The organism is uncultured Gimesia sp., from assembly GCF_937919775.1.
GTDB lineage: Bacteria > Planctomycetota > Planctomycetia > Planctomycetales > Planctomycetaceae > Gimesia.
On record NZ_CALFPF010000477.1, the window covers coordinates 1 to 5,626 of the forward strand.

Consider the following 5,626-nt stretch of genomic DNA (forward strand, 5'->3'; position numbering starts at 1 on the left):
ACTCTTTGAAGGGAGTGGAGTCAATAGCAATTTCTGGGCCGAAACAACTGGATTTAGTATTCTCCAAGAGCTATAATTTTGCAAAGCAATACTGCGAGCGGCCCGAAATGCTGAATCGGCTCGAGCGTTCGCTGGAAAAACTGACGGGGGAGCGGGTTAAAATCCGGTTTATTTTACGGGAGCCCGCAACATCGTCAGCAGAGATTGAAGAGAAACAAGGCAAACCATCGATGGCTCAAAAGCGAGCTGAGCAGCGGGATTTGGCGCCGGCCTCAGACGTTTTTTTACAGGAAGCACTGTCGGTTTTTAATGCCCAGAGTGTGAGAGTCGATGTTTTAAACAGGCAAGTTGAAGACAAAAAAGAGGATTCGTGACCATGTTCAAAGGACTGGGAAATATCGCCGGCATGATGAAGCAGTTTTCAGAGATGCAGGGACGCATGCAGGAAATGCAGGAAAAACTGGGCAAGCTTCGATTTGAAGGTTCAGCCGGTGGCGGGATGGTTACTGCGGAAGCCAACGGCCAGCAGAAAATTCTGGGGATAAAAATAGATCAGACACTGCTCGACAGTGGCGACAAGGAGATGCTCGAAGATCTTCTGGCTGCGGCAGCCAATCAGGCATTGGACAAAGCGCGTGAAGGTGCTGCTGGAGAGATGGCTCAGTTGACGGGAGGGTTAAATATTCCCGGTCTGGAAGAGGCGATGTCCAAATTCAATCCGAGTGCGTAATACGGTTTCTATCTTGTGATGGTATTCTGATCCATTTCCTGGTAACAGTTCGCAGTTCTTCAGATTTAAAAGAGTCAGTTTTATGTCGATGCGTGGAAGAGAGAGCCAGTCTCATCCTTATGGTTCGAGTGTAGGTCACCTGATTGATCAGTTTGCCACACTGCCCGGCATTGGCCGCAAGTCTGCGGAACGGCTCGCGCATTACATCTTAGCAATCCCGGAGAGGGATGCGCAGCAGTTGGCGAACGCGATCCTGGCCGTCAAGCAGTCGGTACGTCCCTGCTCTGTCTGTTTTAATCTGACGGAAACGGAACTCTGCAGTATCTGTTCGGATTCCCGGCGTGACAAAAAACTGGTGTGTGTCGTCGAACAGCCGCGCGATGTGGTTTCGCTGGAGGCAGCCAGTTCGTTTCAGGGCGTGTATCACGTTTTACGAGGTCGGATTTCCCCGCTGGAAGGCATTGGCCCGGACAATCTTACGATTGATGCGTTGATTCGTCGCGTGAAACAGGATGGCGTGACTGAGATTATCATGGCAACCAACCCCACGCTCGAAGGAGACGGGACGGCCCTGTATATCTCAAACCTGCTCGAAAACGAAAATGTGGAAATTACCAGACTGGCACGGGGGATTGCCTCAGGGAGTGTGCTAGAGTTTGCTAACAAAGAAATGTTATCTGACGCGTTACACGGACGACAGAGATTTTAAAAAAACTCAGTTTCATTTGTTTTCAATTTTGTATGACAACCAGCGAGAGTAAGAATTCGGATAATACATGCATCTGAATATTTCACAACAAATGAAAATGGGCCAGCAAATGAAGCTGGCTCCCAGAATGATCCAGTCAATGGAGATCTTGCAGCTACCCTTGCAGGCGCTGGAAGAACGGATTGAGCAGGAGCTGGCCGAGAATGTCTGCCTGGAACGTGAGAGTGGAGACGAGAACACTCCCGATACCGAACTCGATCAGATGCGCGATCAGGCAAATTCGGATTCGAATAACCCCGAGATCGATGGAAGAGAAATCGATGCCGGGAGCGATAAAAATAACGAATCGGACTTTGAACGTCTGCTGGAGATGGCGGAACAGTGGCCGGAAGACAATGTGACTTCTGCTACGAAGCCCTCGTCGAACCGCATCAGTGATGATATGGATCGCAGTAATGACGCTGTTGCGAATATCACAGAACGTCAGCAGACCCTGAACGATTATCTGCTCGAACAGTTTCATTACTTCAGCTGCTCTCCGGAAGTGAGAGAGTTTGGCGAGTACCTGATTCAGAATCTCGATCACAACGGTCGGCTGCAAAGTTCCCTGGGCGAAATTATGCAGGTCTACGGGAAACCCATCTCACAGGAAGAAGCGGAATACGCATTGCAACTGATTCAAAAATGCGATCCTCCCGGCGTCGGTGCCAGAGATCTCAGAGAGTGTCTGTTGTTGCAGTTGAAACCCGATGCCCCTTATCGCGAGATGCTGGTGACGCTGATTTCTTCTCACCTGGACGATCTGGGTCAGAATCGTCTGCCGGTCATTCAGCGTAAAACCGGCTATTCGATTGATACTATCAAAAACGCGATGTCCTATCTGCGTTATCTTGATCCGTTTCCCGGACGGGGATTTGAATCGGAACCGGTGCTGCGCGTGACGCCGGATGTATTTGTCAAACTTGATGAAAAAGGCAAGTATGTCATCGAGCTGGAAAACGAATATACGCCTCCTTTGAGAATCAGTCGGCGGTATGCAGAGTTACTGCGTAATAAGACCGACGATCAGACCAAAGAATACATTAAGAAAAAAATTGACTCTGCGAAGTGGTTAATTGAAGCGATCGAACAGCGGCAGAGCACTTTGAAACGCGTCGCGCAGGCGATTGTCGATTTCCAGACCGAGTTCCTGGATAACGGTCCTGAGCACATCGTTCCTTTGAAAATGCAGCAGATTGCAGACGTGGTAGGCGTGCATGTGACAACCGTTTCCCGGGCCGTCGATGACAAATGGATTCAGACCCCGCGAGGCCTTTATCCGCTCAAACGATTCTTTGGAGGGGGAACTAAAACCTCTGAAGGAGAAGATGTTGCCTGGGGGATTATTCGTCTGAAGATGAAAGAGATCATTGATGCGGAAGACAAGAACAAGCCCTTAAGCGATGATGCACTTGTGGAAGAACTCTGCAAAGAAGGGTACAATCTGGCTCGTAGAACGGTCACCAAATACCGCAAGGCGATGAATATTCCTTCCTCACGCCAGCGACGCGAGTATTAACGGCTGACTGTCCCCTGCTCTTTTCTCTGGTCGTGTTTTACAGCTGATGTTTCCAGCCAGTGCTCTCGACGGGGGTGAGTGAACCATCGGCGTGTCGCAGCAAGGCCCCCTGCTCGGTCGTGATTTCGCCGAGATGTGTCAGCCTGATGTCCAGCGGATTATCTGTAAGCAGCCGTTTCCCCTCTTCCGGTGAAACCGTAAACAATAGTTCGAAATCCTCTCCGTCCGACAAAGCATGTTGCAGACGCGCTGCAGCTGATTCGCTCACAGGCACTCTTTCGCTAATGGGAATCTGTGTTGCATTGATCAGAGCGCCGACGTTCGATTCGTCAAGAATATGCAGCAGGTCCGATGCCAGGCCGTCACTGATATCGATCATGGATTTGATGGTCACGGTTTTAGTGAGCGTGGCCGCCTCGTTGACGCGGGGAGTAAACGTGAGGTGGTGGGCAGCAAGACTGCCGCCTAATTCGCCGGTCACGAAAATCCAGTCGCCGGGAGTCGCGCCGGAACGTTTTACTGACCGGGATTGAGGCGCGGTTCCGATAATGGCGACATTGATGACCAGCGGACCATCCCAGCTATTGGTATCGCCGCCGATGATCTGCATTTGAAATTCTGCAGCCAGATCGATGATACCCTGCATGACCGCTCTGGCAAATTCCGGTCCCCGTGATCGCGGTAACGCCAGGCTGACGAGACAAGAATGAGGCACACCTGCCATCGCGGCTACGTCACTTAAATTGACGGCCAATGCTTTACGACCGGCGAGTTCGGGAGTGGCAGGCGGGAACGTAAAATGAGTTCCCTCCATCAGCATGTCGGTCGCTAAAAGCAGTTCCCGGTTTGCGGGCGGTTGCAGAATGGCCGTATCATCGCCGATGCCGACGAGTCCCGCCTGTGAAGCGGGGCATTGCTTATGAATCCAGTGAATGAGATCAAATTCGTGAAATGAGGCAGCCATACTGGTTTATGATAAATCACTGGAAGATAGAGAATGACACGTTTTGGTGATGACCAATACGACAGCACATTATCATAACAGGTCGGTTGAATCTTTCGCGAGGGACAGGGGGCGAGGTTTTCCCGCACGTCCGATTTCGAAGAGGTGTCGCTACAAAAAAAGCCCGACACACGCTTGAGAGCAATGTGTCAGGCTGGATGGATTTGAATGAACTGAATGATGGATCAGAAATGAAAGCGATTATCTGCTGGTGATGTTCAGCGGCAGATGACCGTATAGCGTTTCATTTTTGCGAAGGATGTAAAACTTCAGCGGGTTAAATGTGGAAAGTTTTGAGTTACTCAGAACGTAGGAGACGTTGCTGAGGTTCACTGTTTCCCAGATATGCAGCCCGACCAGAATATCGCCTCTTCGCATACCGTTCTGAGCTGCAGGGCTCTGCGGACGAACTTCTTCGATCAGCATGCCGCCTTCGTAACGGGAATTGATCAGATGCTTCTGTGAATCCGGAAGTTTCGAAATTCGAATGCCCAGCAGTTCCCATGTTTTTTCGAGGGTCGGATCATTGGAAATTTCGTTGTTCTGTGCTCGCACAATCGGGGCACTGACAGGCTCGGTGGTGCGGGCAACACTCGTAACGTCAGCCAGTGTGATCTGTACGGTTTGTGTTTTTTCTTCGCGACGAATGAGCAGGTCGACGGTATCCCCTGCCTTGTGTCCCATTAATGCACGTTCCAGGTCGGCGCGGTCTACTACGTTGACGGACCCGGCCTTCATGACGATATCGTCTTTCTTGAGTCCCGATTTTTCTGCAGGACTATTCTCAACGGGCGTGTTGAGCACCAGCATCTGCTTGTCGCCCTGTTTGATGTCATTGGCCAGAATTCCGTGATAAGTGTGATCGAGCAACTCGGTGCTGATCAGGTCGGCGATGATTTTTCGTGCATCGTCAATGGGAATGGCAAAACCGATTCTCTGAGCACCGGCACGAATGGCAACGTTAATCCCGACGACTTCGCCATCAAGATTCAGGAGTGGACCACCACTGTTGCCAGGATTGATGCTGGCATCCGTCTGAATTAAATTTTTGTATGATTGCTTTTCATTGACTTCCACATCCCGCGACAGCGAGCTGACAATGCCGGACGTGACAGTATGTTCGTAGCCGAACGCATTTCCGACAGCAATGACGGTTTCTCCCAGCATCAGATCGGAAGAAGTTCCCGGAGGCATTACGGTCAGTTTTTTAGTCGCATCGATTTTGATAATCGCCAGATCTTCGCTCTGGTTGGATGAAATCACTCGCGCATTATACGTGCTGCCATCCAGCATCGTCACACGCAGGGAATCAACCCCGTCAATGACGTGATGATTGGTAACGATATAACCTCTGGGGTCAACGACAATACCCGTACCCATCCCGTTGACTTTCCGGTTCTTTCCGGAACCGAACAGTGAGTCGTCTGTGCGCGCTGTTTTCTCGCTGTGGATATTCACCACAGAGGTTTTAGCACGTTCAATAGCGCGAACCAGGGGCGTGTTCCGTATGTCGGAAGCGGTACTGTTCTCACAATATGCACTAAATCCTGTGAAAAGTAAGACAGTGCACAGTGTAAGTTTATAAAAGCACTTAATCATTCGGTGGCTCAGTTCATCGAGGTGGGC

At 50.5% G+C, this 5,626-nt stretch carries 6 protein-coding genes; 4 read left to right on the forward strand and 2 right to left on the reverse strand.

Annotation, left to right across the window (positions count from 1 at the left end; translation table 11 throughout):
- From Q0294_RS13595 to rpoN, 4 genes are all read left to right on the forward strand, one after another.
- The coding region (locus Q0294_RS13595; protein WP_299466266.1) for a hypothetical protein at positions 1-374 on the forward strand (374 nt) is incomplete at its 5' end.
- Positions 375-376: 2 nt separating this feature from the next.
- Entirely contained in the window at positions 377-730 is a 354-nt protein-coding gene (locus Q0294_RS13600; protein ID WP_299466269.1) for a YbaB/EbfC family nucleoid-associated protein, read from the forward strand.
- An 88-nt stretch (positions 731-818) separates the two neighbouring features.
- Positions 819-1,439, forward strand: a complete 621-nt coding sequence (recR, locus tag Q0294_RS13605) for a recombination mediator RecR (RefSeq protein WP_366917974.1) — start codon at positions 819-821, stop codon at positions 1,437-1,439.
- A gap of 67 nt (positions 1,440-1,506) precedes the next feature.
- Complete coding sequence (gene rpoN, locus Q0294_RS13610) at positions 1,507-2,997, forward strand: RNA polymerase factor sigma-54 (protein WP_299466275.1); 1,491 nt, start codon at positions 1,507-1,509, stop codon at positions 2,995-2,997.
- Between the two features lie 37 nt (positions 2,998-3,034).
- Here the strand turns inward: rpoN and thiL are convergent, their stop codons facing one another.
- A complete protein-coding gene (gene thiL, locus Q0294_RS13615; protein WP_299466277.1) occupies positions 3,035-3,961 on the reverse strand; it encodes a thiamine-phosphate kinase in 927 nt (308 codons plus the stop codon).
- A gap of 240 nt (positions 3,962-4,201) precedes the next feature.
- Positions 4,202-5,458, reverse strand: a complete 1,257-nt coding sequence (locus tag Q0294_RS13620; protein WP_299466280.1) for a trypsin-like peptidase domain-containing protein — start codon at positions 5,456-5,458, stop codon at positions 4,202-4,204.
- Positions 5,459-5,626: the final 168 nt, after the last annotated feature.